Origin of the sequence: Streptomyces spongiae (assembly GCF_009377185.1) — a bacterium.
Taxonomy (GTDB): domain Bacteria; phylum Actinomycetota; class Actinomycetes; order Streptomycetales; family Streptomycetaceae; genus Streptomyces; species Streptomyces spongiae.
This window is the reverse complement of the sequence record NZ_VJZC01001068.1, coordinates 1-1,328: the sequence shown is the minus strand read 5'-3', so window position 1 is coordinate 1,328 and position 1,328 is coordinate 1. Positions and strand designations below refer to the sequence as shown.

At 68.1% G+C, this 1,328-nt stretch carries 1 protein-coding gene; it reads left to right on the top strand.

Annotation, left to right across the window (positions count from 1 at the left end; genetic code table 11):
• Positions 1-102 precede the first annotated feature (102 nt).
• On the top strand, positions 103-1,260 hold the full coding sequence (ispG, locus tag FNH08_RS50150) for a flavodoxin-dependent (E)-4-hydroxy-3-methylbut-2-enyl-diphosphate synthase (protein WP_152778688.1): 1,158 nt from the start codon (positions 103-105) through the stop codon (positions 1,258-1,260).
• The last annotated feature ends 68 nt before the right edge of the window (positions 1,261-1,328 follow it).

Genomic DNA, 1,328 nt, shown 5'->3' with positions numbered 1-1,328 from the left:
GGCGCGATGTGCCCGGGCCTCGGCGCGTGCCGTAATCTCGGAGCCTGGAGCCCGCTGTTTCCGGGACCGGATCCTGATCCACAACTTGGGGTTGCACAGCAGATGACTGCGATTTCTCTCGGCATGCCGTCCGTTCCGACCAAGCTCGCCGAGCGCCGGAAGAGCCGGCAGATCATGGTCGGGGCCGTGGCGGTGGGCGGGGACGCGCCGGTGTCGGTGCAGTCGATGACGACGACGCGTACGTCGGACATCGGCGCCACGCTCCAGCAGATCGCCGAGCTCACGGCCTCCGGCTGCCAGATCGTGCGTGTGGCCTGCCCCACGCAGGACGACGCGGACGCGCTGCCGGTCATCGCCCGCAAGTCGGGGATCCCGGTGATCGCCGACATCCACTTCCAGCCGAAGTACGTGTTCGCCGCGATCGAGGCGGGCTGCGCGGCGGTCCGTGTGAACCCCGGCAACATCAAGCAGTTCGACGACAAGGTGAAGGAGATCGCGCGGGCCGCCAACGACCACGGCACCCCGATCCGCATCGGCGTCAACGCGGGCTCGCTCGACCGGCGCCTGCTCCAGAAGTACGGCAAGGCGACGCCGGAAGCCCTGGTGGAATCCGCCCTCTGGGAGGCGTCCCTCTTCGAGGAGCACGACTTCCGGGACATCAAGATCTCGGTCAAGCACAACGACCCCGTGGTGATGGTCAACGCCTACCGTCAGCTGGCCGCCCAGTGCGACTACCCGCTCCACCTGGGGGTCACGGAAGCCGGTCCCGCCTTCCAGGGCACGATCAAGTCGGCGGTCGCCTTCGGCGCGCTGCTGAGTGAGGGCATCGGCGACACGATCCGCGTCTCCCTCTCGGCCCCTCCGGTGGAGGAGGTCAAGGTCGGCAACCAAATCCTGGAGTCCCTCAACCTCCGCCAGCGCGGCCTGGAGATCGTCTCCTGCCCCTCCTGCGGGCGCGCCCAGGTCGACGTCTACAAGCTGGCCGAAGAGGTCACCGCGGGTCTGACCGGCATGGAGGTCCCGCTGCGCGTCGCCGTCATGGGCTGTGTCGTCAACGGCCCCGGCGAGGCCCGCGAGGCCGACCTCGGCGTCGCCTCCGGCAACGGCAAGGGCCAGATCTTCGTCAAGGGCGAGGTCATCAAGACGGTCCCCGAGTCGAAGATCGTCGAGACCCTTATCGAGGAGGCGATGAAGATCGCCGAGCAGATGGAAGCGGACGGCGTCATGTCGGGCGAGCCGTCGGTGTCGGTGGCGGGCTGAGCTCACCGGCCGGTGCGGGGGTGAAAGAAACCGGTCAGTCACACAACACCACAACAACCACCCCCACC